The 25,610-nt window shown below is 58.0% G+C and carries 24 protein-coding genes, 2 tRNA genes, 3 rRNA genes and 1 pseudogene; 15 read left to right on the top strand and 15 right to left on the bottom strand.

Annotated features, from left to right (window positions below; all coding sequences use genetic code 11):
• Nucleotides 1–99 precede the first annotated feature (99 nt).
• Entirely contained in the window at nt 100–471 is a 372-nt protein-coding gene (locus J3P95_RS09040; RefSeq protein WP_434577758.1) for a DUF6124 family protein, read from the bottom strand.
• 575 nt (nt 472–1,046) lie between these two features.
• On the opposite strand from J3P95_RS09040, the pseudogene J3P95_RS09035 reads away from it, so the two are divergent.
• Both J3P95_RS09035 and J3P95_RS09030 read left to right on the top strand, forming a co-directional pair.
• A pseudogene (locus tag J3P95_RS09035) lies at nt 1,047–1,424 on the top strand (hypothetical protein).
• 28 nt (nt 1,425–1,452) lie between these two features.
• Nucleotides 1,453–2,355 carry an alpha/beta fold hydrolase gene (locus tag J3P95_RS09030; RefSeq protein WP_434577760.1) on the top strand — a complete coding sequence of 301 codons (903 nt, stop codon included), beginning with the start codon at nt 1,453–1,455 and terminating at the stop codon, nt 2,353–2,355.
• Here the strand turns inward: J3P95_RS09030 and J3P95_RS09025 are convergent.
• Nucleotides 2,324–3,316, bottom strand: coding sequence for a GlxA family transcriptional regulator (locus tag J3P95_RS09025; protein WP_434577761.1), 993 nt, complete (start codon nt 3,314–3,316; stop codon nt 2,324–2,326). The genes J3P95_RS09030 and J3P95_RS09025 overlap by 32 nt on opposite strands.
• Nucleotides 3,317–3,415: 99 nt before the next feature.
• Between J3P95_RS09025 and inhA the strand changes: the two genes are divergently transcribed.
• Nucleotides 3,416–4,108 (top strand): isonitrile hydratase, encoded by a 693-nt coding sequence (inhA, locus tag J3P95_RS09020; RefSeq protein ID WP_434577763.1) that lies wholly within the window; start codon nt 3,416–3,418, stop codon nt 4,106–4,108.
• A 26-nt stretch (nt 4,109–4,134) separates the two neighbouring features.
• Here inhA and J3P95_RS09015 read toward each other — a convergent pair whose 3' ends face one another.
• A complete protein-coding gene (locus J3P95_RS09015; protein ID WP_434577765.1) occupies nt 4,135–4,872 on the bottom strand; it encodes an SDR family oxidoreductase in 738 nt (245 codons plus the stop codon).
• 198 nt (nt 4,873–5,070) lie between these two features.
• On the opposite strand from J3P95_RS09015, the gene J3P95_RS09010 reads away from it, so the two are divergent.
• Nucleotides 5,071–6,018, top strand: coding sequence for an AraC family transcriptional regulator N-terminal domain-containing protein (locus J3P95_RS09010; protein ID WP_434562257.1), 948 nt, complete (start codon nt 5,071–5,073; stop codon nt 6,016–6,018).
• A 571-nt stretch (nt 6,019–6,589) separates the two neighbouring features.
• Here the strand turns inward: J3P95_RS09010 and J3P95_RS09005 are convergent.
• Complete coding sequence (locus tag J3P95_RS09005) at nt 6,590–7,048, bottom strand: SRPBCC family protein (protein WP_434577766.1); 459 nt, start codon at nt 7,046–7,048, stop codon at nt 6,590–6,592.
• Nucleotides 7,049–7,168: 120 nt separating this feature from the next.
• Here J3P95_RS09005 and J3P95_RS09000 point away from each other — a divergent pair, with 120 nt between their 5' ends.
• Nucleotides 7,169–7,570, top strand: coding sequence for a lysozyme inhibitor LprI family protein (locus J3P95_RS09000; RefSeq protein ID WP_434577768.1), 402 nt, complete (start codon nt 7,169–7,171; stop codon nt 7,568–7,570).
• A 100-nt stretch (nt 7,571–7,670) separates the two neighbouring features.
• Here J3P95_RS09000 and rrf read toward each other — a convergent pair.
• From rrf to J3P95_RS08975, 5 genes are all read right to left on the bottom strand, one after another.
• Nucleotides 7,671–7,786 (bottom strand): 5S ribosomal RNA (gene rrf / locus J3P95_RS08995).
• A gap of 161 nt (nt 7,787–7,947) precedes the next feature.
• A 23S ribosomal RNA gene (locus J3P95_RS08990) occupies nt 7,948–10,839 on the bottom strand.
• 242 nt (nt 10,840–11,081) lie between these two features.
• Nucleotides 11,082–11,157 (bottom strand) — tRNA-Ala (locus J3P95_RS08985).
• A 10-nt stretch (nt 11,158–11,167) separates the two neighbouring features.
• Nucleotides 11,168–11,244, bottom strand: a tRNA-Ile gene (locus J3P95_RS08980).
• Nucleotides 11,245–11,367: 123 nt separating this feature from the next.
• A 16S ribosomal RNA gene (locus tag J3P95_RS08975) occupies nt 11,368–12,904 on the bottom strand.
• The 16S, 23S and 5S rRNA genes sit together here with 2 tRNA genes alongside, the layout of an rRNA operon.
• 670 nt (nt 12,905–13,574) lie before the next feature.
• Here J3P95_RS08975 and rhtA point away from each other — a divergent pair.
• Nucleotides 13,575–14,462 (top strand): threonine/homoserine exporter RhtA, encoded by an 888-nt coding sequence (rhtA, locus tag J3P95_RS08970; protein ID WP_434562251.1) that lies wholly within the window; start codon nt 13,575–13,577, stop codon nt 14,460–14,462.
• 165 nt (nt 14,463–14,627) lie between these two features.
• Nucleotides 14,628–14,909 carry a hypothetical protein gene (locus J3P95_RS08965; protein WP_186611432.1) on the top strand — a complete coding sequence of 94 codons (282 nt, stop codon included), beginning with the start codon at nt 14,628–14,630 and terminating at the stop codon, nt 14,907–14,909.
• Between the two features lie 7 nt (nt 14,910–14,916).
• Here J3P95_RS08965 and J3P95_RS08960 read toward each other — a convergent pair whose 3' ends face one another.
• Nucleotides 14,917–15,486, bottom strand: coding sequence for a TetR/AcrR family transcriptional regulator (locus J3P95_RS08960; protein WP_434562249.1), 570 nt, complete (start codon nt 15,484–15,486; stop codon nt 14,917–14,919).
• Between the two features lie 89 nt (nt 15,487–15,575).
• Between J3P95_RS08960 and J3P95_RS08955 the strand changes: the two genes are divergently transcribed.
• Together J3P95_RS08955 and J3P95_RS08950 are read left to right on the top strand one after the other, a co-directional pair.
• Entirely contained in the window at nt 15,576–16,304 is a 729-nt protein-coding gene (locus J3P95_RS08955; protein WP_434562247.1) for an SDR family oxidoreductase, read from the top strand.
• Between the two features lie 34 nt (nt 16,305–16,338).
• Nucleotides 16,339–16,929: a 2-hydroxychromene-2-carboxylate isomerase gene (locus J3P95_RS08950; protein WP_434562245.1), complete on the top strand. Its 591-nt coding sequence runs from the start codon at nt 16,339–16,341 to the stop codon at nt 16,927–16,929.
• A gap of 10 nt (nt 16,930–16,939) precedes the next feature.
• On the opposite strand, the gene J3P95_RS08945 is transcribed toward J3P95_RS08950, so the two are convergent.
• The 5 genes from J3P95_RS08945 to J3P95_RS08925 all read right to left on the bottom strand — a co-directional run bounded on the left by J3P95_RS08945 (nt 16,940) and on the right by J3P95_RS08925 (nt 21,586).
• Nucleotides 16,940–18,748 carry an aminopeptidase P family protein gene (locus J3P95_RS08945; protein ID WP_434577771.1) on the bottom strand — a complete coding sequence of 603 codons (1,809 nt, stop codon included), beginning with the start codon at nt 18,746–18,748 and terminating at the stop codon, nt 16,940–16,942.
• 49 nt (nt 18,749–18,797) lie between these two features.
• Nucleotides 18,798–19,964 carry an aminotransferase class V-fold PLP-dependent enzyme gene (locus J3P95_RS08940; RefSeq protein ID WP_434577772.1) on the bottom strand — a complete coding sequence of 389 codons (1,167 nt, stop codon included), beginning with the start codon at nt 19,962–19,964 and terminating at the stop codon, nt 18,798–18,800.
• Nucleotides 19,965–20,124: 160 nt separating this feature from the next.
• Nucleotides 20,125–20,739 (bottom strand): LysE family translocator, encoded by a 615-nt coding sequence (locus J3P95_RS08935; RefSeq protein ID WP_434562239.1) that lies wholly within the window; start codon nt 20,737–20,739, stop codon nt 20,125–20,127.
• A 98-nt stretch (nt 20,740–20,837) separates the two neighbouring features.
• Nucleotides 20,838–21,104 (bottom strand): hypothetical protein, encoded by a 267-nt coding sequence (locus tag J3P95_RS08930; protein WP_434562237.1) that lies wholly within the window; start codon nt 21,102–21,104, stop codon nt 20,838–20,840.
• A 68-nt stretch (nt 21,105–21,172) separates the two neighbouring features.
• Nucleotides 21,173–21,586, bottom strand: coding sequence for an antibiotic biosynthesis monooxygenase (locus J3P95_RS08925; protein WP_434562235.1), 414 nt, complete (start codon nt 21,584–21,586; stop codon nt 21,173–21,175).
• 92 nt (nt 21,587–21,678) lie between these two features.
• Between J3P95_RS08925 and soxR the strand changes: the two genes are divergently transcribed.
• The 6 genes from soxR (at nt 21,679) to J3P95_RS08895 (ending at nt 25,578) form a co-directional block, all read left to right on the top strand.
• Entirely contained in the window at nt 21,679–22,134 is a 456-nt protein-coding gene (gene soxR, locus J3P95_RS08920; RefSeq protein ID WP_434581253.1) for a redox-sensitive transcriptional activator SoxR, read from the top strand.
• A gap of 106 nt (nt 22,135–22,240) precedes the next feature.
• Nucleotides 22,241–22,702 carry a VOC family protein gene (locus J3P95_RS08915; protein WP_434577774.1) on the top strand — a complete coding sequence of 154 codons (462 nt, stop codon included), beginning with the start codon at nt 22,241–22,243 and terminating at the stop codon, nt 22,700–22,702.
• Between the two features lie 227 nt (nt 22,703–22,929).
• On the top strand, nt 22,930–24,144 hold the full coding sequence (locus tag J3P95_RS08910) for a PepSY-associated TM helix domain-containing protein (RefSeq protein WP_434562231.1): 1,215 nt from the start codon (nt 22,930–22,932) through the stop codon (nt 24,142–24,144).
• A complete protein-coding gene (locus J3P95_RS08905) occupies nt 24,141–24,683 on the top strand; it encodes a thiamine pyrophosphate-binding protein (RefSeq protein ID WP_434562229.1) in 543 nt (180 codons plus the stop codon). The genes J3P95_RS08910 and J3P95_RS08905 overlap by 4 nt, the downstream gene beginning before the upstream one ends.
• Nucleotides 24,680–25,006 carry a hypothetical protein gene (locus J3P95_RS08900; protein WP_434577776.1) on the top strand — a complete coding sequence of 109 codons (327 nt, stop codon included), beginning with the start codon at nt 24,680–24,682 and terminating at the stop codon, nt 25,004–25,006. Before J3P95_RS08905 ends, J3P95_RS08900 begins: the two co-directional genes overlap by 4 nt.
• The gene (locus J3P95_RS08895; RefSeq protein ID WP_434577778.1) at nt 25,003–25,578 is read left to right on the top strand and encodes a DUF6162 family protein; all 576 of its coding nucleotides are present in this window, start codon (nt 25,003–25,005) and stop codon (nt 25,576–25,578) included. Before J3P95_RS08900 ends, J3P95_RS08895 begins: the two co-directional genes overlap by 4 nt.
• The last annotated feature ends 32 nt before the right edge of the window (nt 25,579–25,610 follow it).

Genomic DNA, 25,610 nt, shown 5'->3' with positions numbered 1-25,610 from the left:
GTTGCGCAGCGACCCCAAGTTTCCCGGATTGAAAAGCGACGACTGCTGCGCAGCCGAGCGGGAGCAAGCTCCCTCGCCACGGGTTGGACGGTGTTTCGACTACCGAGTTGGCTCCGCCAGTTCGATGTCATTCAGGGCACGGTTGACCAGTAAGGTGCCCAGCTCGATCAACTGCTGAAGCCCCAACGCCACATGCCGCCGTGAGCCTTCCAGGTCGAATGCCAGGTCACTGGCCATCGCATTGGCCGAAGCCAGGGTTTCGCTGAGGGTGGTCAGCAGGGATTCGGTGTTGAGACCGGGCACCACGGAAAAGACCTGGCCTTGCTGGGTGTCGGGCTTGGCTGGGGTGTCGGGCGATAAGTGAATGCGTAACGCGCGATCAGCCGCTTCGCGGTGCTCTTGCGAGTCGAACCGGGTGTAGGCGGAGAGGTTTTCGGCTTTTTTGGGGGGATTGGGGGTGATCTTGACCATTGTGAAACTCCTGACTTGATAGGAACTCACCCACCTCGTGACCAAACGAGGGTGGTGGGCTATACGCAGGTTGGTCAACCGGGAAGTCAGGCACCCGGCGCACTCGAGAGCGCCCCGCGCACAGCCCGCCGCAAAGCATACCGGCAAAAGAGCCAAGATGCAGAGTTGCACGTGTGCGCCTGACTTCGAACGGGTGACCAAAGCCCGGTCGCTGATTTTGCAGCGACGGACAAAGCCTATCCCCGGCGCTTCCGAACCACCAACCGCCACGACTCGTCGGAAAATTCCGCTTCATCACAATTTTTGTAGGAATACGTAACTCCTGTGGCGAGGGAGCTTGCTCCCGCTGGGTTGCGCAGCGACCCCAAAATTTCCGGATTGAAAAGCGACGACTGCTGCGCAGCCGAGCGGGAGCAAGCTCCCTCGCCACGGGTGTCCGGTGTTTTTCTCAAAAAAGCTGGCGCAATCGCACTCAGTCCATGTCCTCAAGTTGCCAGCACCGCAAACCCCTCCTAAGATCGATGCACTCACGGGTGCAGCGGAGCTGCCCGATAAACCCGATTCAAGGATCCGATATGACGCACATCAGACGCCCCATCACCACCGCGCCTCGAACAGGCTTGAACCGAGAAGAACTGTGGAACGACCAGGACAAAGGTTTGATCAAATGCTGGGAAATCGGCCGCGATCGAGCGGCGAGATTTCCTGAACTGGCACACCGTTGCCTGGCCGGTGAATTGCCGGTGCTGGGTTGGAAAGGCGGCGTCAGCCGCAGCCTGAAGAAGAACGCAAAATTCGGTTGCCTCAAGTACCTGGCCCAATGGCAGGGCCTGCGCGGCGAGGACTTGGACATCGATCTGACCTAGGAACGGACCTTGACCTGTTCCAGCACGAACATGGTCGTGACCTTCACCCCGGACCGCGCCAAATACGTGAACCAGGAACCCGCCTGACCACAACCGAGCGATGCCGGAGGCCAACATGACAGCTGCACCCCAGGTGAATTTTGCGGTGACGCCACTGCTGCGCATCGCCTATGAGGAACACGGCCCCGCCAGCGGTGAGCCAGTGCTCCTGCTGCACGGTTTTCCCTACGACCCACGAGCCTTTGACGAGGTTGCGCCGGGCCTGGCCCAACGCGGTTATCGAGTCGTCGTGCCGTACCTGCGCGGCTACGGCCCAACCCGGTTCAACAACCCCGCTATCGCCCGCTCCGGCCAGCAAGCGGCACTGGCCCAGGACCTGCTGGACCTGATGCAAGCGCTCGATATCCCCCAAGCGGCGCTGTGCGGCTATGACTGGGGTGGCCGCGCCGCCTGCATCGTCGCCGCCCTGTGGCCCGAACGCGTGCGCTGCCTGGTCACGGGAGACGGCTATAACTTGCAGGACATTCCTCATTCGACCCTCCCGCTGGGTCCCGAAGACGAATATCGCCTGTGGTACCAGTATTACTTTCACACCGCCCGGGGCGTCGAAGGCCTGAGGCAGAACCGGCGTGAATTGTGCCAATTGCTTTGGCGCCTGTGGTCGCCGACCTGGCAACGCGGCGCCGAGCTGTATCCGCTCACCGCCCCTTCATTCGATAACCCGGATTTTGTCGAGGTGGTGATTCATTCCTACCGCCATCGTTTCGGGTACGCGCCGGGGGACCCGACCCTTGACTGGATGGAAGAAAAGCTGGCGGCGCAACCCGTCATCAGTGTGCCGAGCATTTCCCTGTGCGGGGCCAATGACGGCGTGGGTCCGCCGTCCGAACACGACGACGATGCGGGGCATTTCACCGGGCATTATGAACGTCGCGTGTTGGCCGGCGTCGGCCACAATATTCCCCAGGAGGCGCCCGAAGCCACGCTCAAGGCACTGCTGGATCTGCTTGAGGGCTGATCGCGAAACGCCCGCGATAGGCCTGAGGGGTTACGTCCATCGCGCGCATGAAGCTTCGACGCAGGGTCTCCTCGCTGCCGAACCCACACTGCACCGCTACGCGTTTGATCGGCACGGTGCTGTCGGTTAGCAGGCGCCGAGCGGTTTCCACGCGAATCAGCTCTACGGCACGGGCCGGGGTCTGGCCGGTCTCGGTGCGGTAGTGGCGTACAAAGCTGCGCTCACTCATGCCGACCTTGGCAGCCAGGCTCGATAAGCCCAGGTCTTGGATGAGATTTTCGGCAATCCAGGCATGCAACTCATCGAAGCGACCGCCCTGCTTCTGTAGCGCCAACGTGGCGCTGAACTGCGATTGCCCGCCGGGGCGCTTGAGAAACACCACCAAATGCCGCGCAACCTCCAGGGCCACCGCTCGGCCCAAGTCTTCTTCGACCAGCGCCAACGCCAGGTCGATCCCGGCGGTGACCCCGGCGGAGGTCCACACCGGACCGTCGTTGATAAAAATTGGATTGGGTTCGACCTGTAGTTTTGGATGTTGCCGGGCCAGTTGTTCACAGCGGGTCCAGTGAGTCGCCACCCGGCGTCCGTCCAGCCATCCACTGGCCGCCAGCAGAAACGCCCCAGTGCACACCGACGCCACCCTGCGCGAACGCAGCCCTTGTGCCTTGACCCAAGCCACCAAGGCTGGATCCTCGGCGGCTTCGTACACGCCCCAACCGCCGGCGATCAGCAGCGTGTCGCTGGCTTCGCTGGGCAGCGGCTCGGCCATCAGCGCCAACCCCGCCGACGACATCACCGCCCCACCTCCGGCGGCAATGACAGTCGGCGCGTACGGCACCGGCAGGCCTTGCCCACGGAGCAGATCGTTGGCCGATGCGAACACCTGCAAAGGCCCGGTGACATCAAGCACTTGCACGTTGGCGAAGGCCAGCACATGAACGGTTTTCGGCTGATTGGGCATATTGGCGTGATTCGAGGGCTTATTGGCGAATAAGCCAAAGACTACGGACCTAAACTAAAACCGTCCACCCCTCGGGCACTATTCAAAGGAGAAAGCGACATGACCTTGCAGATCGGTTTTCTGTTATTCCCTCAGGTCCAGCAGCTGGATCTCACCGGCCCGTACGACGTGCTGGCCTCGTTGCCGGATGTGAAAATCCACCTGATCTGGAAAGACCTGGCGCCCGTCACCTCCAGCACCGGACTGGTCCTGCTGCCAACCACCACATACGAAGAGTGCCCGAAACTCGACGTCATCTGCGTCCCCGGCGGCAGCGGCGTCGGCCCGTTGATGGAAGATGAGCAGACCCTGACGTTCATCAAGCGCCAGGCGGCCCACGCCAAGTACATCACTTCGGTGTGCACCGGTTCGCTGGTACTCGGCGCGGCGGGACTGTTGCGTGGCAAACGTGCCACCACCCACTGGGCCTTCCACAATTTGTTGCAGCCCTTGGGAGCGACGCCGGTCAACGATCGCGTGGTCCGCGACGGCAACCTGTTCACCGGCGGCGGTATCACCGCAGGAATCGATTTTGCCTTGACCCTGGCAGCAGAGCTGTTCGACCAGGACACCGCCGAGCTGGTCCAACTGCAGCTTGAATACGCTCCCGCTCCACCGTTCGCCGCAGGCTCCCCGGACAGCGCACCGACTCAGGTGCTCGAAGAGGCCCACCGGCGCTCGGCGGAGTCGTTCCGGGTGCGCTCGCAGATCACCCAGCGCGCTGCGGCGCGGTTGGAATCGGAAGGAAATTAAGCAGGCACTCCAATAAAGTGCCTGGCTTAGAACGGGCTGGCCGTCGGCCGCACCACCAGTTCGCTGACATCCACGTCCGCCGGTTGCTCGATCGCGTAGGCAATGGCCCGGGCGATGGCCTCGGCGGGAATGGCAATCTTGCGGAACTCGCGCATCTCGGCGCGTCCGCCTTCGTCGGAAATGCTTTCGGCCAGTTCCGACTCGGTCACGCCAGGTGAAATCACCGTCACGCGAACATCGCCACCGACCTCCTGGCGCAGGCCCTCGGAAATCGCCCGCACAGCAAATTTCGTCGCGCAATACACAGCGGCCGTGGGGCTGACGGTGTAGGCACCGATGGAAGCAATGTTGATGAACTGGCCGCTGCGTTGGCGCTGCATCAGCGGCAAACCGGCGGCGATGCCATGAAGCACGCCACGAATGTTGACGTCGATCATGCGATCCCATTCCTCGACTTTCAGCGCCTCGAGCTTGGAGAGCGGCATCACCCCGGCGTTGTTGACGATGACATCAACCCGTCCGAATCTTTCGACAGCGAAATCGATCAGGCTCTGGACGTCGTCACGACGGGTCACGTCCACGGCTCGGCAGGCGGCCTGCTGGCCAGCGCCTTGAAGTTCCTGCACCAGCGCTTGCAAGCGGTCCACGCGCCGAGCGCCAAGCACAACAGAAGCACCCCGGGCGGCCAGCAACCGCGCCGCCGCCTCGCCAATCCCGCTGCTTGCGCCAGTGATGACCACTACTTTGTTTTGACTATCGGACATGATGATTTCCTCGTCTGGATACGTTGGCCCCGGAGGGAGCGTTTTGACAGGTCCAGATTAAGAGGCCTTCCGACGCTTGGGTTAGCCGGATTCTCCTGCGCACTTGCACGATCCTGTAACGATAACGCCTCTGGTCGTCGCGGTTGCAATCGGCTTTACTAGCGCGATCCATTGAATTGGGCAGGGAGATTGATCGGCATGTCGGTATCCACCTCCATCACCATCACGCCTGATAACGGCGTAGACCTGCGTCGCGCCGAACTGGCGAACTTGATGAAGCGCTTCGCGCCGGAATATGGTGTTCACTCCACGGCTATAGAGGCGTTGCACCTGATCCGGAGCGACCATCCCACCGAAGCCTTGCACGTCGTGCATAAGCCTGGGCTGTGCGTCATTGTTCAAGGGCGCAAGGAGGTCACGCTCGCGGACGAACGCTACGTTTATGATCCGCTTAACTACCTGGTGGTCTCGGTGACGCTACCGTTGGCCGGCCAGGTGATCGAGGCCAGCCCCGATCAACCGTACCTGTGCATCCGCCTGGACATCGACCCGGCACAAATCTGCCGGCTGATCGCCGACGCCAGCCCAATCGGCGTGCCAACCGAGAGAGCCGATCGCGGATTGTTTCTCGACCGAATCGATGAGCCCCTGCTCGACGCAATGTTGCGCTTGCTGCGGCTGCTGGACAGTCCGGACGACATTGCGACCCTCGCTCCGTTGGCCCAGCAGGAAATTTTTTATCGATTGCTGCGGGGTTCCCAAGGCCGACGGCTGCATGAGATTGCCATTCCTGACACCCAGACACACCGCATCAGCCGCGCCATCGAGTGGCTCAACACGCATTATGCCGAGCCGCTGAGCATCGAAAGCCTGGCGCAGATGATCAATCTCAGCGCCTCGGCACTGCATCATCGTTTCAAAGCCGTGACCGCCATGAGCCCGCTGCAATATCAAAAACAGTTACGCCTGCAGGAAGCCCGGCGACTTTTACTGGCGGAGAACAGCGACGTTTCGTCAATCGGCTACAAGATGGGCTATGAAAGCCCTTCGCAGTTCAGCCGTGAATACAGCCGTCTATTCGGCGCCTCGCCGAGCAAGGACATCGCCCGCCTGCGTGCCATGGCGTTGCAAGCCAGCAGCGCCTGATCCTGCACGCAAACAGGATCAGGCAAACGCAGGGCAGTTTCCAACTAACGACCGCACCCGACTCCCCCCTCTGAACCCTTGCAGCAGGACAAGCATGAGGACCTACTTTCTTCAAGACAAAAAAAAACCCGCCTAGGCGGGTTTTTTGAGGACCAGTTCGACTCCTGTCTGGCATTCCATGCCTGGCCCCGTCATCCGTGACCCCGAACACTCCCTGTGCTCAGTGGGTAAACATAGATTAGCCTCGTCACCTTGATGCGCAAAGACGACAACGCAGCATCGCGGCGTAAGCGTTTGGCTATACAACGCCTCTTGATCTTTTAAAGGACGAAAAAAAACCCGCCTAAGCGGGTTTTTCCAAGACCATTACGACTCCCTGTCGATAGCAATCCTTGCAAGGCCGATCTTCCCTGATCCTGAGCACTCCCTGTGCTTCAGTGGATGAGTTCAGATTACGCCTCGGATCCAAAGTGAAATAGAGGACATAGCTACCACCGAGCGTAAGACATTCGCCATACACCACCTTCCGGAAACCCCTAGTCCCGTCAGGTATCGATACCTGGGTAGCCACTCATGACTTGTTCAGAAACTCTTCAATGTTCGCCATTTGCTCATCCCAGCCGCGACTGTCCATGCGGAAGGCCTTGAGTCGGCGCGCCTCGGGAATCTTTTTGAAACCCGACTCCACCACCTTCAGCAAGGTCCCTCCATTCATGTCTTCAAGTTCGAACTGCACTTGGGTTTCAGACTCCTGGGAATAATCGGTTTGCGGATCGACGGCGTAAGGATGCCAGCGAAATGAGAACACCCGCTCGGGCTCGACGCGTTCCACCGCCACATCCCAGACAAGATGCTCATACCCCGAATAGGTGATCTGCCCCTGGGTGCGCTCACCCGCAACAAACCGTTTGCCCACGAGGTTTACACCAAACCATTGGCCGAAGGTCTCAGCATTGGCCAGAGCGCGCCAGACTTGTGAGCGCGGCGCCTTAAGTAGGATCTTTCTTTCGATACGATCGGATAAATGCATGGATCACCTCCTGTGTTCAACAGTAGGCCTGTAAGACCGCAAGGCCAACCGGAAAGTTGTATCGATGCGTTGTTTGGGTACACTCCTCCGGCAGTTTTACCCCTCAAGGAGAGATAGATAATGTCCAGCCGCTTGCTTCTGCCCATGATCCCGCTGTTGTTCATCGCCACAGTCCACGCTGAAGATTGCACCGACGCCACGAGCCAAGGTGACCTGAACCAGTGCTCGGCCCAAGAGAACAAGGCCGCCGACAAGGAGCTGAACAGCTTGTACAAGCAAATCACAGCGCGCCTGAAGGACAATGCCGAAGCCAAGCAACTGCTGGTCAAGGCGCAACGTGCCTGGATGGGCTTTCGTGACGCTGAGTGCAGCTTTTCTGCGTCCGGCGTTAAAGGCGGTAGCGCCTATCCAATGATCCACAATGAGTGTATTACAGCCGTTACGAAGGCGCGTATCGAGACGCTCAAGACTTATCTGAAATGCAAGGAGGGCGATTTGAGCTGCCCGGTGCCTGAGGCTTGATTGAGGGACGCTGAAGAGGATGATCGTTAGGTCATCCTATTTTTTTGACACAAAAACAAAACCCCTACCTGCATCAGCAGATAGGGGTTTCGGAATTTAATCTTGACGATGACCTACTCTCACATGGGGAAACCCCACACTACCATCGGCGATGCATCGTTTCACTGCTGAGTTCGGGATGGGATCAGGTGGTTCCAATGCTCTATGGTCGTCAAGAAATTCGGGTACTGAGTCGTGGCCGGCTGGCCTCGCTTCAGCAAATTGGGTATGTGATAGCTTCGGTGTTTTTGTGAGATTCGAACTTTCGGTTCGTTTCGTCTTCACACACCGCAATCTGGCGCCCTGCGAGCAGGATCAGCAAATTGCTTGGGTGTTATATGGTCAAGCCTCACGGGCAATTAGTACAGGTTAGCTCAACGCCTCACAGCGCTTACACACCCTGCCTATCAACGTCGTAGTCTTCGACGGCCCTTCAGGGGACTCAAGGTCCCAGTGAGATCTCATCTTGAGGCAAGTTTCCCGCTTAGATGCTTTCAGCGGTTATCTTTCCCGAACATAGCTACCCGGCAATGCCACTGGCGTGACAACCGGAACACCAGAGGTTCGTCCACTCCGGTCCTCTCGTACTAGGAGCAGCCCCTCTCAAATCTCAAACGTCCACGGCAGATAGGGACCGAACTGTCTCACGACGTTCTAAACCCAGCTCGCGTACCACTTTAAATGGCGAACAGCCATACCCTTGGGACCGGCTTCAGCCCCAGGATGTGATGAGCCGACATCGAGGTGCCAAACACCGCCGTCGATATGAACTCTTGGGCGGTATCAGCCTGTTATCCCCGGAGTACCTTTTATCCGTTGAGCGATGGCCCTTCCATACAGAACCACCGGATCACTAAGACCTACTTTCGTACCTGCTCGACGTGTCTGTCTCGCAGTCAAGCGCGCTTTTGCCTTTATACTCTACGACCGATTTCCGACCGGTCTGAGCGCACCTTCGTACTCCTCCGTTACTCTTTAGGAGGAGACCGCCCCAGTCAAACTACCCACCATACACTGTCCTCGATCCGGATAACGGACCTGAGTTAGAACCTCAAAGTTGCCAGGGTGGTATTTCAAGGTTGGCTCCACGCGAACTGGCGTCCACGCTTCAAAGCCTCCCACCTATCCTACACAAGCAAATTCAAAGTCCAGTGCAAAGCTATAGTAAAGGTTCACGGGGTCTTTCCGTCTAGCCGCGGATACACTGCATCTTCACAGCGATTTCAATTTCACTGAGTCTCGGGTGGAGACAGCGCCGCCATCGTTACGCCATTCGTGCAGGTCGGAACTTACCCGACAAGGAATTTCGCTACCTTAGGACCGTTATAGTTACGGCCGCCGTTTACCGGGGCTTCGATCAAGAGCTTCGCGTTAGCTAACCCCATCAATTAACCTTCCGGCACCGGGCAGGCGTCACACCCTATACGTCCACTTTCGTGTTTGCAGAGTGCTGTGTTTTTAATAAACAGTCGCAGCGGCCTGGTATCTTCGACCGGCGTGGGCTTACGCAGCAAGTGCTTGACCCTCACCGGCGCACCTTCTCCCGAAGTTACGGTGCCATTTTGCCTAGTTCCTTCACCCGAGTTCTCTCAAGCGCCTTGGTATTCTCTACCCAACCACCTGTGTCGGTTTGGGGTACGGTTCCTGGTTACCTGAAGCTTAGAAGCTTTTCTTGGAAGCATGGCATCAACCACTTCGTCACCCAAAGGGTAACTCGTCATCAGCTCTCGGCCTTAAGATCCCGGATTTACCTAAGATCTCAGCCTACCACCTTAAACTTGGACAACCAACGCCAAGCTGGCCTAGCCTTCTCCGTCCCTCCATCGCAATAACCAGAAGTACAGGAATATTAACCTGTTTTCCATCGACTACGCTTTTCAGCCTCGCCTTAGGGACCGACTAACCCTGCGTCGATTAACGTTGCGCAGGAAACCTTGGTCTTTCGGCGTGGGTGTTTTTCACACCCATTGTCGTTACTCATGTCAGCATTCGCACTTCTGATACCTCCAGCAAGCTTCTCAACTCACCTTCACAGGCTTACAGAACGCTCCTCTACCGCATCACTTGCGTGATACCCGTAGCTTCGGTGTATGGTTTGAGCCCCGTTACATCTTCCGCGCAGGCCGACTCGACTAGTGAGCTATTACGCTTTCTTTAAAGGGTGGCTGCTTCTAAGCCAACCTCCTAGCTGTCTAAGCCTTCCCACATCGTTTCCCACTTAACCATAACTTTGGGACCTTAGCTGACGGTCTGGGTTGTTTCCCTTTTCACGACGGACGTTAGCACCCGCCGTGTGTCTCCCATGCTCGGCACTTGTAGGTATTCGGAGTTTGCATCGGTTTGGTAAGTCGGGATGACCCCCTAGCCGAAACAGTGCTCTACCCCCTACAGTGATACATGAGGCGCTACCTAAATAGCTTTCGAGGAGAACCAGCTATCTCCGAGCTTGATTAGCCTTTCACTCCGATCCACAGGTCATCCGCTAACTTTTCAACGGTAGTCGGTTCGGTCCTCCAGTTAGTGTTACCCAACCTTCAACCTGCCCATGGATAGATCGCCCGGTTTCGGGTCTATTCCCAGCGACTAGACGCCCTATTAAGACTCGCTTTCGCTACGCCTCCCCTATTCGGTTAAGCTCGCCACTGAAAATAAGTCGCTGACCCATTATACAAAAGGTACGCAGTCACCCAACAAAGTGGGCTCCCACTGCTTGTACGCATACGGTTTCAGGATCTATTTCACTCCCCTCTCCGGGGTTCTTTTCGCCTTTCCCTCACGGTACTAGTTCACTATCGGTCAGTCAGTAGTATTTAGCCTTGGAGGATGGTCCCCCCATATTCAGACAAAGTTTCTCGTGCTCCGTCCTACTCGATTTCACTTCTAAGATCCTTTCGCGTACAGGGCTATCACCCACTATGGCCGCACTTTCCAGAGCGTTCCGCTAAAATCAAAGAAGCTTAAGGGCTAGTCCCCGTTCGCTCGCCACTACTAAGGGAATCTCGGTTGATTTCTTTTCCTCAGGGTACTTAGATGTTTCAGTTCCCCTGGTTCGCCTCTTGCACCTATGTATTCAGTACAAGATAACCATCTTATGATGGCTGGGTTCCCCCATTCAGACATCTCCGGATCACAGTCTGTTTGCCGACTCCCCGAAGCTTTTCGCAGGCTACCACGTCTTTCATCGCCTCTGACTGCCAAGGCATCCACCGTATGCGCTTCTTCACTTGACCATATAACCCCAAGCAATCTGGTTATACTGTGAAGACGACATTCGCCGAAAATTCGAATTCCTCAACTAAGAGAACTCACAAATTTTACCTTAGCCTGATCCGTTACCAGTGAAAGTAACGTCCAGTCTATCTTTCTATCACATACCCAAATTTTTAAAGAACGATCTAATCAAAAGACTAGAAATCAACATTCACCATCACGTCGATGGAATGCTCATTTCTAAGCTTTCAGAAGCAGTTTATGGTGGAGCCAAGCGGGATCGAACCGCTGACCTCCTGCGTGCAAGGCAGGCGCTCTCCCAGCTGAGCTATGGCCCCATTACAAAATTGGTGGGTCTGGGCAGATTCGAACTGCCGACCTCACCCTTATCAGGGGTGCGCTCTAACCAACTGAGCTACAGACCCAATTTCGAGCTTGTAACTGTTAGCTGTGAGCTATCAGCTTGGAGCTTAAAGCTGCTTCTATCGTCTTCTTCAATGAATCAAGCAATTCGTGTGGGAGCTCATGGAGCAGCTGCGGTCGTCGATTAAGGAGGTGATCCAGCCGCAGGTTCCCCTACGGCTACCTTGTTACGACTTCACCCCAGTCATGAATCACACCGTGGTAACCGTCCTCCCGAAGGTTAGACTAGCTACTTCTGGTGCAACCCACTCCCATGGTGTGACGGGCGGTGTGTACAAGGCCCGGGAACGTATTCACCGCGACATTCTGATTCGCGATTACTAGCGATTCCGACTTCACGCAGTCGAGTTGCAGACTGCGATCCGGACTACGATCGGTTTTGTGGGATTAGCTCCACCTCGCGGCTTGGCAACCCTCTGTACCGACCATTGTAGCACGTGTGTAGCCCAGGCCGTAAGGGCCATGATGACTTGACGTCATCCCCACCTTCCTCCGGTTTGTCACCGGCAGTCTCCTTAGAGTGCCCACCATAACGTGCTGGTAACTAAGGACAAGGGTTGCGCTCGTTACGGGACTTAACCCAACATCTCACGACACGAGCTGACGACAGCCATGCAGCACCTGTCTCAATGTTCCCGAAGGCACCAATCCATCTCTGGAAAGTTCATTGGATGTCAAGGCCTGGTAAGGTTCTTCGCGTTGCTTCGAATTAAACCACATGCTCCACCGCTTGTGCGGGCCCCCGTCAATTCATTTGAGTTTTAACCTTGCGGCCGTACTCCCCAGGCGGTCAACTTAATGCGTTAGCTGCGCCACTAAGAGCTCAAGGCTCCCAACGGCTAGTTGACATCGTTTACGGCGTGGACTACCAGGGTATCTAATCCTGTTTGCTCCCCACGCTTTCGCACCTCAGTGTCAGTATCAGTCCAGGTGGTCGCCTTCGCCACTGGTGTTCCTTCCTATATCTACGCATTTCACCGCTACACAGGAAATTCCACCACCCTCTACCATACTCTAGCTCGACAGTTTTGAATGCAGTTCCCAGGTTGAGCCCGGGGATTTCACATCCAACTTAACGAACCACCTACGCGCGCTTTACGCCCAGTAATTCCGATTAACGCTTGCACCCTCTGTATTACCGCGGCTGCTGGCACAGAGTTAGCCGGTGCTTATTCTGTCGGTAACGTCAAGACACCAACGTATTAGGTTAATGCCCTTCCTCCCAACTTAAAGTGCTTTACAATCCGAAGACCTTCTTCACACACGCGGCATGGCTGGATCAGGCTTTCGCCCATTGTCCAATATTCCCCACTGCTGCCTCCCGTAGGAGTCTGGACCGTGTCTCAGTTCCAGTGTGACTGATCATCCTCTCAGACCAGTTACGGATCGTCGCCTTGGTGAGCCATTACCCCACCAACTAGCTAATCCGACCTAGGCTCATCTGATAGCGCAAGGCCCGAAGGTCCCCTGCTTTCTCCCGTAGGACGTATGCGGTATTAGCGTCCGTTTCCGAGCGTTATCCCCCACTACCAGGCAGATTCCTAGGCATTACTCACCCGTCCGCCGCTCTCAAGAGGTGCAAGCACCTCTCTACCGCTCGACTTGCATGTGTTAGGCCTGCCGCCAGCGTTCAATCTGAGCCATGATCAAACTCTTCAGTTCAAACATCTTTGGGTTTTGAGAAAACCCTAAACTTGGCTCAGCAATCGTTGGTTACATCTTTGATTTCTCGCGGAGTAACTTGTGATGCTGATAATCTGTTGACTAGCAGTCTGACTCCACAAGCACCCACACGAATTGCTTGATTCAGTTGTTAAAGAGCGGTTGGCTGAGCCTTTCGTCTCAACCGAGGCGCGCATTCTACAGCGCCTTGTGTATCTGTCAAGCGGTTATTTTTAGAAGTTTTCAAAGTTTCCTTATCAACTTCAACCACTTGCGCTTCCGATCTCTCGTTAGCGGGAGGCGAATTCTACAGCGTTAGTCGCTGCTGTCAACACCTCTTTTTCTCCGCTTTCGACCGAGAAGATCGAACCGCCGATAGAGCCAAACAACGCCGCCCTACCCGCTCCTTCCGTGCCTCGATGAACTGAAGCACGCTTACATCGAAACCTACTTAACTCGTTGAAACTCAAGGAGTTTTCCGTTTCGACTGCGCCGGAAGTGGGGCGAATTATAGACACCCAGGATTTGCCGTCAACCCTTTATTTCGCTTTCCCAGCTTTCCGGACCGAAATGGGCCCCAATCCGTCTTATATATAGACGGTATCGCTTGAAATGCGCACTATATTGCGCAAACCGGTCTTTCCCGCCTTTTCTTGGATGACACCCTGTAATGACTTCTCCCAATCGCAGCCTGGTAGCTACCCTATATCCGGTTGCCCTGCTTCTCGTCGCCATGGCATCCATCCAGTCTGGAGCCTCCCTCGCCAAAAGCATGTTCCCGGTTGTAGGCGCCCAAGGCACCACTACGCTGCGACTCATTTTTGCCAGCCTCATCATGTTGCTGCTGCTACGACCCTGGCGAGCCAAACTCACCGCCCAGTCCCTGCGCACCGTGGTCATCTACGGATTGGCCCTGGGCGGTATGAATTTCCTCTTCTATATGTCGCTTCGCACGGTTCCACTGGGCATTGCCGTGGCACTGGAGTTTACCGGCCCCTTGGCCGTAGCCATCTACGCCTCTCGCCGAGCAATTGATTTCCTGTGGATTGCCCTGGCAGTGATTGGACTGCTGTTACTCATACCAACCGGCGCTGCCAGCGCCAGCATCGATCTGACCGGAGCCAGCTATGCCCTGGGAGCAGGCGTGTGTTGGGCGCTGTACATTCTGTTTGGCCAGAAGGCGGGAGCAGATAACGGCGTGCAGACCGCTGCATTGGGCGTCATGATCGCCGCCTTGTTTGTAGCCCCTATCGGCATTGTCCATGCCGGGGCCGCGCTACTTACGCCAAGCCTTATCCCGGTCGCCATTGCAGTCGCGATACTCTCCACTGCGCTGCCTTATACCTTGGAGATGATTTCCCTGACCCGGATCCCCGCGCGTACGTTCGGAACCCTTATGAGCGTCGAGCCCGCGGTCGGTGCGTTGTCGGGCCTGTTATTCCTCCAAGAGTATCTGTCCCTGGCCCAGTGGACCGCCATCACGTGCATTATCCTCGCGTCGATCGGCGCGACGCTGACCATGGGCGATACCGCAAAGCCCGCCGTTGCGGCAGATTGAGCAGTTTTTTACATAGCTCTGGTATTTACTGGCCATTTAGGCCATGTTTAGCCCCGTAACCTAATGTCAGACATGGATTTTTCATACAGGACGTCATGACCGCTTCAAGCAAAAGCGAACGCAGCCGTACGTAGACAGAAGATCCACGACGGCATAAGGACGGGAATGAAAAGAATTTTGATATTGATCGCCGTACTTGCGGTTGCGGGCTGCGCGGCGACATCGAAAACGGAAATCAAACGCGGTAAAAAAGGCTTGCACATCAATTGCTCTGGCCTGACGTCATCTTGGGACCAGTGTGCTGCTACCGCCGCCAATTCATGCGCCCCAAAAAACTACAAGGTCATCGCCAAGTCGGGCGACGCCGTCGAGGAACCGGGGGATTATCCCTTCGGACTCAACCCCGCCGGTTACACCAGCCGCAGCATGATCGTCATCTGCAAATAAGCGCAGGTCAATCGAACGGCCGCTCGGCTATTTGGCGGCTGATTTCATCATGGCTGGACTTGAGGACATCGCGCTGCACTTCGGGTGTCGCCAGCATTCGCGCGACGACCAACGCTCCCACGCATTGCGACAGGATCGCCCACGCAAGGCTGCCGCTTCCCAGTATTTGCGCCCAACTTTCGTGCAAACGGCAGATCCACGCTTGTGCCGCTTCACGAACCTCCAGATCCGAACGCGCAATCTCCGGTCCCAGTACCGGCAAGGCGCACCCTGCTTCGGGTTGCTCGACGTGGCTCATGCTCAGGTACTGCTTGAGACAACGCTGCAGTTTCGCTGAGTCCATCACCCCGTCGCCGCTCAATCGGTCCAGGCTGTGGGCGAGCTCTCGCTCGATAATGACCTTGAAAAGCTCGTCCTTGGATGAGAAGTGACTGTAGAACGCACCGCCGCTCAATCCGATCGCTTTCATAAGGCCATCAACCCCTACCGTCGAAAAACCCGACTTCTTGGCTGACATGGCGCTGCTAACGAGCAGCTTTTCGCGGGTTTCTATCTTGTGATTGACTGAATAACGCATCGTCCTGCCTCTTGGTACTCGCCTTGACGTCCACCAAACCTTAGCATAACGTTCGTTTAGCTAACGATCGTTTATCTATAGGACTGACCATGAATAACAAGAAGATCGTACTGGTTGTTGGTGCGGGCGATGCCACCGGCGGCGCTATAGCCAGGCGTTTCGCCCAGGAAGGTTTCGTCGCATGTGTGACGCGTCGCAGCGCCGACAAACTCGAACCGTTGGTCAACGACATTCGAGCCCAAGGCGGCGAAGCCCACGGATTCGCTTGCGATGCGCGCAAGGAAGACGACGTCATTGCATTGATCGAGCAAATCGAGACTCAACTCGGCCCGATCGAAGCCTTTGTATTTAATATCGGCGCCAACGTGCCGTGCAGCATCCTGGAAGAGACAGCGCGCAAGTATTTCAAGATCTGGGAGATGGCATGTTTCTCAGGTTTTCTCAACGCGCGGGAAGTGGCCAGGCGCATGGTCAAGCGCCAGCGCGGAACGATTCTGTTCACCGGGGCCACGGCGGGATTGCGCGGCGCATCTGGGTTCGCCGCGTTTGCCGGGGCGAAGCACGGCATACGCGCGCTGGCCCAGAGTATGGCGCGTGAACTGGGGCCGATGAATATCCACGTGGCTCATGTGGTGGTCGACGGCGCCATCGACACTGATTTCATCCGCAATAACTTCCCGGAAAAATACGCAACCAAGGATGAGGACGGCATCCTCGACCCCGGGCACATTGCTGAAAATTATTGGTATCTGCACTCCCAGCCTCGCGATGCCTGGACCTTCGAACTGGACCTGCGCCCCTGGAGCGAACGCTGGTAGACCCCCTTCCTGTACCAATAAGAGAGCAACGCTCATGAATAAATCTGTGGAATTTTTCTTCGATCTCGGCAGCCCGACCACCTATCTGGCCTACACCCAGCTACCCGCGCTTTGCGCACAAACCGCCAGCAAACTGATTTACCGTCCGATGCTCCTCGGTGGCATATTCAAGGCAACGGGCAACGCATCGCCGGTGACCGTGCCAGCCAAAGGACCTTACCTGTTCAAGGATCTGAATCGCTTTGCCAAACGTTACGGCGTGGATTTCAAGCTCAACCCCTATTTCCCGATCAACACGTTGCTGCTGATGCGCGCCGTGACTGGCATGCAGTTGCGCCAGCCCGAGCGTTTCGAGGCTTTTGTTGATTGTCTGTTCCGAGCATTGTGGGTCGATGCCCGCAACCTGAACGATCCGGCAACCGTGGCGGCGGTCCTGAGCGAGGGCGGTTTTGATTCTGATCATGTGCTGGCCTTGACCGCAGATGAGCAGATCAAGGAAGCGCTCAAGACAGCCACAGAAGAAGCTGTTAGACGTGGGGTGTTCGGCGCCCCGAGCATGTTCGTGGGCGCGGAACTGTTTTTTGGCCAGGATCGGCTGGACTTCGTCCGTGAAGCCCTCGGCTGATCCCTTCGCCTCAGATCGCCGCAGTCCGCGTGTCCAGCCATTGCAGCGCAGCGCCATTGAGCAGCGGACTCAAGCGACGCTGAACCTCGCCATGGTAGGCGTTGAGCCAGTCCTTTTCATCCTGGGTCAGCAACGACGGCTCCAGGCAACGGGTGTCGATCGGGCACAGCGTCAGGGTTTCGAATGCGAGGAACTCGCCGAACTCGCTGCTGCCCGCCTCACGATTCAACACCAGGTTCTCGATGCGAACACCCCAGCGGCCCGGGCGATAAGTACCCGGCTCGATGGAGGTGATCATGCCCGGCTGCATGGCGGTCTGGGGCGCGGCAGCGGCCTGATAGGCAATGACCTGCGGCCCTTCGTGAACGTTAAGGAAATAACCGACGCCGTGGCCCGTGCCATGACCGTAATCCACCTGCTCAGCCCAGACCGGCGCCCGGGCGATGGCATCCAGCAGAGGCGACAGAATGCCCTTGGGGAATTTGGCCCTGGACAAGGCAATCACGCCTTTGAGCACGCGAGTGCAGTCACGCTTCTGCTCCGACGTCGGTGTCCCGACCGGCACCATGCGGGTGATATCGGTGGTACCGCCAAGGTACTGGCCGCCCGAATCGATCAACAGCAAGCCATCACCTTCAATGACCGCGTGCGCTTCTTCCGTGGCGTGGTAGTGAGGCATCGCGCCATTGGCATTGAACGCTGCGATGGTGTTGAAGCTCAAGGAGACGAACTCCGGCCGGCGCTTGCGCGCTGCGGTCAGGTGCTCATCGATGGTCAGTTCGGTGATGCGCTCATGGCCCCAGGCACTTTCCAGCCAGGCAAAAAATTCGCAGAGTGCCGCTCCGTCCTGCTCCATGGCTCGACGGATGTGCTCGGCATCGGCCGGGCTTTTGCGCGATTTGGCCAGCGTCGTGGGGTTGAGCCCTTCGACGAGTTTCACGCCGCTGTCCAGATTGCCGAGCAAGCCGACCGTGACCCGTGCCGGATCGACCTGCAGGCTCGCGCCGCTCGGCACTTCACGCAACGCAGCCGCCGCTTCGCTGTAGTCGCGCAGTGTTACGCCGTCCTGCTCGAGAGCGGAACGCAGCGCAGCGTCGACCTTGTTCAAGTCCACGAACAGCGTCGCCTGTTGCTGGCTGATCAGGGCAAAGGAAACGAACACCGGATTGAACGACACATCCGCGCCGCGCAGGTTGAACAGCCAGGCGATGTCGTCCAGGGTGGCGATGAAATGCCAGTCCGCAGCACGCTCCTTGAGCGATTCGCGCAACTGGGCAATTTTCTCGACACGGCCGATCGTGGCTTGCGGCGGCAAATGGGCGTAGACCGGTTGATCAGGCAGGCTCGGACGATCGGTCCAGGCTTGGGCAAGCAGATCGATGTCGGTACGCAACCGTGCGCCACGCTCCTGCAACTTGCTGCTCAGGGTTCGCGCCGATGCCACCGCCATGACCGCCCCATCGACCGCCACCACGCCTGCTTCAGGCGTGTTTTCGGCCAGCCAGTCCAGCGGACCGGGCTGTCCGGGGATGAGCTTGACCAGATCGATGCCGCTGCCTTCCAGTTCCCTGGTGGCTTGTTCCCAGTAACGACTGTCCGCCCAGACTCCGGCGAAATCCGTGGTCACAATCAATGTACCGACCGAGCCATGGAACCCGGACAACCATTGGCGCCCTTGCCAGTAACCCGGCAGATACTCCGAAAGATGCGGGTCGGCGGAAGGCACCAACAGCGCATGGATGCCCTCCTGGCTCATCAATTGGCGAATTCGGGCCAGGCGCTGGAGAACCTGTCCCGGGGTCGAAAGCTGGGTACTCATCATCACTCCTGCTAATCAATTTTATTGTTCGATGCCGAATACGTTCGGCTCAGGGGGTTGTCGCCCAGAAAGCCGGCGCGGTAGCGCAGGCTGCCTTGATCAATCGCACCGCCTCATCAATATCCTGTTCGCTGGTAAAGCGACCCAGGCTCAAACGAATGGTCCGCCCGGCCGCACGCGCATCGTGCCCAAGGGCGAGCAACACGTGGGATGGGGTGTTTTGCGCCGAGTTGCAAGCCGAGGTCGCGGAAAATGCCATCGATGCTCCCAGCGTCGTCGGGTTGAACTCACCTTCGTTGAACGTCAGGCTCACCGTATGGAGAATGCGGCGGTTGGCACTGCCATTCATACACACACCGGGCAAGGCCAGCAAAGGCTCAAGCAAACGATTGCGCAACCGGGCGATGTCAGCAAGTTCTTCATCAAAGGATTGCGCCGCCAGCTCGAATGCCGCGCCCATCGCGGCAATCTGGTGGGTGGCCAGGGTCCCGGAGCGCAAGCCACCTTCATGACCGCCGCCATGGATCTGGGCCGATAGCCGCGAGCGTGCGCGATCACCGACGTAAAGTGCGCCGATCCCCTTGGGACCGTAGACCTTGTGCGCGGAAAAAGACATCAGGTCCACCGGCCATCGGGCCAGGTCGATGCTCACCTTTCCCGCGCCCTGGGCCGCGTCCATATGAAACAACGCGCCATGCTCCCGAACGATTTCGCCGATGGCAACGGCATCATTGAGGGTGCCCAACTCATTGTTCACCAGCATCAGCGACACCAGGAATGTGTCGTCACGCAACGCCTCGTGAACCGCTTGCGGGCTGATCAGCCCATCGGCGCCCGGCGCCAGCCAGGTCACCGCGACGCCACCTTCCTCGAGCTGCCTGACGGTGTCGAGAACCGCCTTGTGTTCGATCAGGCTGGTGATGACATGGCCAGCGCGCGCACCGCGCAGTTGGGTCACGCCCTTGATGGCCAGGTTGTTGGATTCGGTGGCGCCGGACGTCCAGACGATTTGCCCGGGCTGAGCCCCAACCAAGTGGGCCACCTGCTGGCGCGCCTGTTCCACGGAACGCCGGGCCTCCTGTCCGAAGGCGTGGGAACTGGAGGCCGGATTGCCAAAATTACCGTCAAACCCCAGGCACTGGACCATGACCTGGATAACTCGCTCATCCACCGGCGTGGTGGCGGCATAATCGAAATACAAAGGACGCTTATTCATAAGAAACTCGCAGAGCCTGCTCCGGGATCAGGATGCCCTCGTTGGGTTCGAGACAAGCTATACCTGATCAAGACCTTAAAGAAGTCGGACTTCGTTTAAAAGTGCGTAGGAACGCTCCTGGAGAAGCGAGCTTAGCAGGCATCGCGTCGAAGCTCAGCCCTCAGCTCACGCTTTCGAGCAACAACGGATACAGCGATGCGACCAGCAGCAGCGCCATGCCCCAGTTGAACAGGCGCAGCCATCGACGATCACGCAACAAGTTGCGCAACAGGCTGCCGCAAACCACCCACAAGCTGACACTTGGCAGATTGATGAGGGCAAACACCGTCGCGATCACCACCACGTTGAAAAAGTAGCCTTGCAGAGGCGTGTAAGTACTGATGGCACCGATGGCCATGATCCAGGCCTTGGGATTGACCCATTGGAACGCCGCCGCGCCCCAATAGCTGATCGGCTTATTGTCGCCGGTTCCACTGTCAGAGACGGGACCGGAATGAGCGATCTTCCACGCCAGGTACATCAGATACGCCGCGCCGACGTAGCGCAGCACGGTGTAGAGCAACGGGTATGCCTGGAACACCGCGCCCAGGCCAAGGCCCACCGCCAACACCAGGGAAAAGAACCCGCAGGTGATGCCCAGCATGTGAGGGATGGTGCGGTTGAAACCGAAATTGACACCCGAGGCCAGCAACATGGTGTTGTTGGGGCCTGGCGTGATCGAGGTCACGAGGGCAAACAGGGCGAAGCCCAGCAGCAGGTCAAGCGAGAGGGTCATGGCAGGTCAATCCGTCGGGGCAGTCAGCTAGTGACCCTACCCCACGTCCCGGCGCAAACCCATGGACAGTTAGGCAAAACTTCGAGCGGTACAGTCCCTCAGCTTGGCCGGCCAGGCAATTGGACGGTCTGCTCGGCATTCATTTCGCCACGCTCATCAAAGCCGACATTCTTCTGCGAAGGTCCAAGCAGCTCGGCTTTCTTCGCGTGGTATTCGTCAAACGAAAGGCCGCGGCGATTCAAGGCTTCAAGGGCCAGCTCGCGAGATTCCTCGGCGGTGTAGGGACGCAACTCCGGGGACGACGAAGCGCAACCGCTCAATACGGTGGCAGTCAACAGCAGCAAAACAGCAAGGATACGATTCATGGCGGGAGTCCGATGTTCTGAAGTTGGGCGATGAACAAAGGCTACCCGCCGACCCGGCACGGCAGAAATCAACGGTTTTGATAGTGGGTATCGCCCTCTCGGATTTCTCGTTGCGCTTGGCTGAACCACCGGCACTGCAGCGCGTTATCCAGGCTGCGCTCGATGTCGTGCAGTATCTGGAACGAGCCGAACGTCACCGCTTTGGCCCGATGCGCCTGAATCAACTGCCAGAAATTTTCCTCGCCGTTTTCGAAACGTCGAAACGCCGCTTCACCGGCTTCGCGGGTTTGCCATTGCAAATAATTGAGCACCCGCCGGCCGTCCTCGCTGGCCTGGATACTGGCACTGAGGAAGCCCTGGTGGTCACGGGCCAGACGCTCGGTCTGCTTCGTCAGGGCGGTCACCAGCGCCTGCAGCGACTGCGGTTCGATATCGAATTCGATCAGTTGCGTGAAGCTGCGGTTATTACTTGAAGATTGCATGAAAGGTCCCCCGTCCACGTAAGGCGAATCTTGCGATCCGAAGTCCTGCAGGGTAAAACCTCTACTTAAGTCAAGGTCAAGCGGTGATTCAGTTGTCAACGCCTCTCAATATTCACAAGCAACTCACCGTCGGCCAAGTCGCCGCCCGCAGCGGTGTGGCGGTCACGGCGCTACATTTTTATGAATCCAAGGGCCTGATCAAAAGCACGCGCAACCCGGGCAATCAGCGTCGCTACCCTCGCGAAGTCCTGCGGCGCGTGGCGCTCATCAAGGTCGCCCAGCGCCTGGGTATTCCTCTGGCGGAAATTGGCGAGGCATTGAAGACCCTTCCGGACAACCGCGCGCCAACGGCCGCCGACTGGGAGGCGTTGTCGGCGCAGTGGAGCCGGGACCTGGATGAACGCATCAATCAACTGGTTGCGCTGCGCGACCGGCTCAACGGCTGTATCGGCTGCGGTTGCCTATCGATGGAGAATTGCCCGCTGCGCAATCATGGTGATGTATTAGGCAAGCGTGGACCTGGGGCGCATTTGCTGGACGAACTTTGAGGCGTTCGTCGGGACATGAGCCCGGCCGCGATGGCCGGCCTATAGTGGATGGGCGCAAATCGACGAAGACTTTCTTCGCCTCCCTTCACAACTAAGGAGAAATGTCATGGGCGTCAAAGCCATTCCCGAAGGTTTCCATGGCATCACGCCCTACCTGGGCATTCAAAAAGCCGCCGAAGCCATCGATTTCTATAAAAAAGCCTTCAACGCCACGGAGGTGATGCGCCTGGCCATGCCCGATGGGGGTATCGGACATGCCGAGCTGCGAATCAACGGTTATCCGATCATGCTCGGCACGCCTTGCGATCAGGGCCCACTGAGCAACCCGGACCGATCGCCATCGGTGGGGCTGCATTTATATGTCGAAGACGTGGACAGTGCCTTTGCCCGAGCGATTGAAGCCGGAGGCACGGTGATTTCCGAGGTCAAGGATCAATTTTATGGTGATCGCACCGGGACCCTGAAAGATCCCTATGGGCATCTGTGGTTCCTGGCGACGCACAAGGAGGATCTGAGCCAGGAACAGATCGAGCAGCGAGCCGAAGAGATGTTCCAACAGCAGGGCTGACTCGCCCAAGGTCTTTTTGGCGAGGGAACCTGTTTCCTCGCCAAAAAGACCTGAATCGTAAACGCGAAACATTTTCTTTCATCTTCCCTTTCGGGATTTCGGCTGCTCATTCGTCTTAATTAGATGCAGCAGGCCGCGTCGGCAAAAGCCACGGCCTGTTTTCCCAAGGTTCATGGGGTTACGAAGCCCGTGACACAGAACCTTTCATCGAATCAAGACGCTCAATCATGTCCAAGAAATCCCGTTCAAAACTGTGGTTCCTGGTTCATAGCTGGCTGGCGCTGCCCATCTGGTTCTTCGTGCTGATAGTCTGCGTCACCGGCACCCTGGCGGTGGTCAGCCAGGAGATTGTCTGGCTGGTCAACCCTGAAATGCGCGCCAGCGAACCCTCGGACGATGCCCCGCTGCTCAGCTACGACCAGGTGATTGCCGCCATCAAGCAGGCCCAACCGCAGACCCAAGTGCAAAGCATCGTGCGTCCGGACGAATCGCATTTCGCCCTGGAGGCCAAGGTCACCTACCCCGACGGCCGCCCTGACACCGTCTACGTAAACCCCTACAGCGGCGTCATCCAGGGATCGGCCCCGGCGTTCAACTTCAAGGCCTTTACACGTGCACTGCATGGCTGGTGGCTGGTGCCATTCACCAACGGTTACAGTTGGGGCTGGTACCTGGTGTCTTTCCTCGGTCTGCCGCTGCTCGCGTCCCTGGTGACCGGGCTGGTGGTCTACAAGCGTTTCTGGAAGGGTTTCTTCCGTCCGACCCTGCGTATCCGCCACGGCGCCCGTATTTTCTGGGGCGACTTCCATCGGCTCAGCGGCATCTGGTCGATCTGGTTCATTGCGGTCATTTCCGTCACAGGTGTCTGGTTCCTGATCGAGGCTTCGCTCGCCGACAACGGGATTTCCATCTCCAGTGCACCGGTCGTCCCGGTAGTGGCCCGCGAAAGCGTTCCGCTCTCGGCCAATGGCATGCCGCCGCCACAGCTGAACCTGGATCGCGCCATCGAGATCGCCCAGCAGCGAATCCCAGGGCTGGAGGCGAGCTTCGTCAGCCTGCCCTTCAACGCCTACAGCCATTTGGAAATCGGCGGTCGCGGCTGGTATCCGCTGATGTTCCAGACCGCGACTATCAATCCCTATAACGGTGACGTGGATGCCTCGCGCTTGTTATCGGACCGTACGGCGCTGGAGTTCGTCACCGAATCGATGCGCCCGTTGCACACCGGGGACTTCGGCGGACTGTGGATCAAGCTTATCTGGTTCTTCTTTGGTCTGGTCCTGAGCCTGATGGTCCTCAGTGGCCTGTTGATCTGGACCAAACGCACCGCCCTGGCCACCGCCAACGCCTTCAAGCGCGGCCAGAAACCCGCACCACAGGCCTTGGCCGCGCCTTTATTGCAGCCGTCCCTGCACCGTGACTCGCCGGAGGGCAACCTGTGAACCCGTCCACCACGACAACATCACCCTCACGCCTGGGCCAGTTCTGGCACAAATGGCGTTTCCACCTCAACGTGTTGTTGCTGTTGATTCCCCTGGGTTTCATGCCTAAGTATTTTTCAGAAGCGGCTCTGTTCCGAGGAGACGGAGGGCTTGGCGAGCGTGAAGTCGGCGAGGTCCAGGTCGGGCCGTGGAGCCTGCGCCTGGCGGAGTTTCGCAACGAAGCGCCTCGCACCCAAGGGCCCGCCGGCCCGATGAAACACTTCAACGCCGCCCTCTGCCAGCGCTGCATCAGCCAGGTCAAAGCCACCTACTTGCGCATCGGAAAACCGCGCAGCCTGCGGGCTGCCGGGGTGATTTTCTTCGGCTCGCCGTATCGCATGGGCGCCTTGCTGCCAGTGCCGAAGAAGACCCAGCCAGACGCCGAACTGTGGATCACCCTTGAGGGCTGGGACGGTTCGATGCATCAAGCTTCCATTCCCCTGAGCCAAGCCTCACCGGCCACCGTCGCCTGGTTGCAAACCCAAGGAGCCCGACCATGACCCTACGCGCCGTTCTCAACAGCCTGGCGCTGCTGCTGTGCGCAGGTTTCGCCACCAGCGCGCAGGCCCACAACCCGATGTGCGAATGTAAAGCCATCGATGCCGAACAGATCCAATGCACCGGCGGTTTTTCCGACGGCAGCGGTGCCCCAGGGGTGACGCTGGACGTGATTGGCTACGACGAAACCATCCTGGTCCCGGGCAAGCTCGGCGCCGACTCGACCCTGACCTTCAAAAAGCCGAACGCCGAATTCTACGTGCTCTTCGACGCAGGTCCCGGCCACGTAGTGGAAATCGACCAAGCCGACATCGAGGCCCCATGAGCGCACCTGTTACCCAAGTCATCCGCCCCGCCGGTGCCGGACATGAAACCCTTTACGTGTTGCTGCTGTGCCTGATCATCGTACTGGGCGCCGGCTCGGTCGTGGCTTGGCACGGGGAAACCCAGGACGTCGCGCACCTGGAGACCTATCAACTGGATGCTCGCCGCGACCTCAGCGCCGCCGAGCAAGGCATCTATGCCGACCTGCGGGTGACGCTGGATGAGATCCGCCTTCTGCGCGAAAGCGAGCCAGCCCTCCCCGGCCCGCAAGCCTTGGCCGACGAAGGCTTTGCGCCGTTCGCCCACGACGCCAGTTCCGTCAGTCGAGGCGACCACGCCTGGCAGCTGTTGAACGAACAGGCCTACTTCGGCGCAAGCACCAAACCGTCGGTCTCGGGCTCCTTTCTGATGCGCATCAGCGAAGCGTCCGACGCAGCCCCGGACATCTGGCTTAACCGCAACAACTCTCCGACGGCCCCCACGGCACTGGACGACGCCGCCCTGTCCGCCGCCGGCTGGCAACAGATCGTCGCGCAATTCGATGCCGGCGTAACCCGCCAGCACCGGCACTGACCCCACGTTTTTTTCGAGAGAAGACCGTTTGC

The organism is Pseudomonas sp. Z5-35 (genome assembly GCF_051131945.1).
GTDB lineage: Bacteria > Pseudomonadota > Gammaproteobacteria > Pseudomonadales > Pseudomonadaceae > Aquipseudomonas > Aquipseudomonas marvdashtae.
This window is presented reverse-complemented; position numbering and strand designations above follow the sequence as displayed.

Excerpts from the sequence above, each read along its gene's own strand:
- J3P95_RS09025 (WP_434577761.1), bottom strand. The coding sequence starts at position 3,316 with ATGCCCAATCAGCCGAAAACCGTTCATGTGCTGGCCTTCGCCAACGTG.
- J3P95_RS09040 (WP_434577758.1), bottom strand. The coding sequence starts at position 471 with ATGGTCAAGATCACCCCCAATCCCCCCAAAAAAGCCGAAAACCTCTCC.
- J3P95_RS08895 (WP_434577778.1), top strand. The coding sequence starts at position 25,003 with ATGAGCGCACCTGTTACCCAAGTCATCCGCCCCGCCGGTGCCGGACAT.
- J3P95_RS09010 (WP_434562257.1), top strand. The coding sequence starts at position 5,071 with ATGTCGGTATCCACCTCCATCACCATCACGCCTGATAACGGCGTAGAC.
- J3P95_RS09005 (WP_434577766.1), bottom strand. The coding sequence starts at position 7,048 with ATGCATTTATCCGATCGTATCGAAAGAAAGATCCTACTTAAGGCGCCG.
- J3P95_RS08935 (WP_434562239.1), bottom strand. The coding sequence starts at position 20,739 with ATGACCCTCTCGCTTGACCTGCTGCTGGGCTTCGCCCTGTTTGCCCTC.
- J3P95_RS08945 (WP_434577771.1), bottom strand. The coding sequence starts at position 18,748 with ATGAGTACCCAGCTTTCGACCCCGGGACAGGTTCTCCAGCGCCTGGCC.
- J3P95_RS08960 (WP_434562249.1), bottom strand. The coding sequence starts at position 15,486 with ATGCGTTATTCAGTCAATCACAAGATAGAAACCCGCGAAAAGCTGCTC.
- J3P95_RS08900 (WP_434577776.1), top strand. The coding sequence starts at position 24,680 with ATGACCCTACGCGCCGTTCTCAACAGCCTGGCGCTGCTGCTGTGCGCA.
- J3P95_RS09015 (WP_434577765.1), bottom strand. The coding sequence starts at position 4,872 with ATGTCCGATAGTCAAAACAAAGTAGTGGTCATCACTGGCGCAAGCAGC.
- J3P95_RS08940 (WP_434577772.1), bottom strand. The coding sequence starts at position 19,964 with ATGAATAAGCGTCCTTTGTATTTCGATTATGCCGCCACCACGCCGGTG.
- J3P95_RS08925 (WP_434562235.1), bottom strand. The coding sequence starts at position 21,586 with ATGCAATCTTCAAGTAATAACCGCAGCTTCACGCAACTGATCGAATTC.
- J3P95_RS09000 (WP_434577768.1), top strand. The coding sequence starts at position 7,169 with ATGTCCAGCCGCTTGCTTCTGCCCATGATCCCGCTGTTGTTCATCGCC.
- J3P95_RS08930 (WP_434562237.1), bottom strand. The coding sequence starts at position 21,104 with ATGAATCGTATCCTTGCTGTTTTGCTGCTGTTGACTGCCACCGTATTG.
- J3P95_RS08915 (WP_434577774.1), top strand. The coding sequence starts at position 22,241 with ATGGGCGTCAAAGCCATTCCCGAAGGTTTCCATGGCATCACGCCCTAC.
- rhtA (WP_434562251.1), top strand. The coding sequence starts at position 13,575 with ATGACTTCTCCCAATCGCAGCCTGGTAGCTACCCTATATCCGGTTGCC.
- J3P95_RS09030 (WP_434577760.1), top strand. The coding sequence starts at position 1,453 with ATGACAGCTGCACCCCAGGTGAATTTTGCGGTGACGCCACTGCTGCGC.
- J3P95_RS08965 (WP_186611432.1), top strand. The coding sequence starts at position 14,628 with ATGAAAAGAATTTTGATATTGATCGCCGTACTTGCGGTTGCGGGCTGC.
- J3P95_RS08955 (WP_434562247.1), top strand. The coding sequence starts at position 15,576 with ATGAATAACAAGAAGATCGTACTGGTTGTTGGTGCGGGCGATGCCACC.
- J3P95_RS08910 (WP_434562231.1), top strand. The coding sequence starts at position 22,930 with ATGTCCAAGAAATCCCGTTCAAAACTGTGGTTCCTGGTTCATAGCTGG.
- J3P95_RS08950 (WP_434562245.1), top strand. The coding sequence starts at position 16,339 with ATGAATAAATCTGTGGAATTTTTCTTCGATCTCGGCAGCCCGACCACC.
- inhA (WP_434577763.1), top strand. The coding sequence starts at position 3,416 with ATGACCTTGCAGATCGGTTTTCTGTTATTCCCTCAGGTCCAGCAGCTG.